This window comes from Bartonella sp. AP58NXGY, from assembly GCF_042195785.1.
Taxonomy (GTDB): Bacteria; Pseudomonadota; Alphaproteobacteria; order Rhizobiales; family Rhizobiaceae; genus Bartonella.
This window is the reverse complement of the sequence record NZ_JBHIOY010000278.1, coordinates 429-679: the sequence shown is the minus strand read 5'-3', so window position 1 is coordinate 679 and position 251 is coordinate 429. Positions and strand designations below refer to the sequence as shown.

Here is a 251-nt window from a genome sequence, read left to right as displayed (position 1 = left end):
TCTTTTATTTTGAATCAAGCACACCACATTGGTTGGGTTGCAGCTCTTGTTTATTGTGTTGCTTGTTGTTTGCGATTAGCGCGTTTTAATGTGATGTTGGATAATGCTGATATCCCACAATGGCAGAAAAGTTATTTTGTTGGTGTTCCTGCACCTGCAGGAGCGTTACTCCTTTTATTACCTACCTATTTAGGTGCTCTTGGTTTGGTCCCCAAGCGGGGGTGGGCCTTGTTTTTTAGTCTTTAGAGAGT

General features: G+C 42.2%; 1 pseudogene. It reads left to right on the top strand.

Annotated elements, in window-relative coordinates:
* Positions 1 to 243 (top strand): annotated as a pseudogene (locus ACFINC_RS10930) (CDP-diacylglycerol--serine O-phosphatidyltransferase); the annotation flags it as partial.
* Positions 244 to 251: the final 8 nt, after the last annotated feature.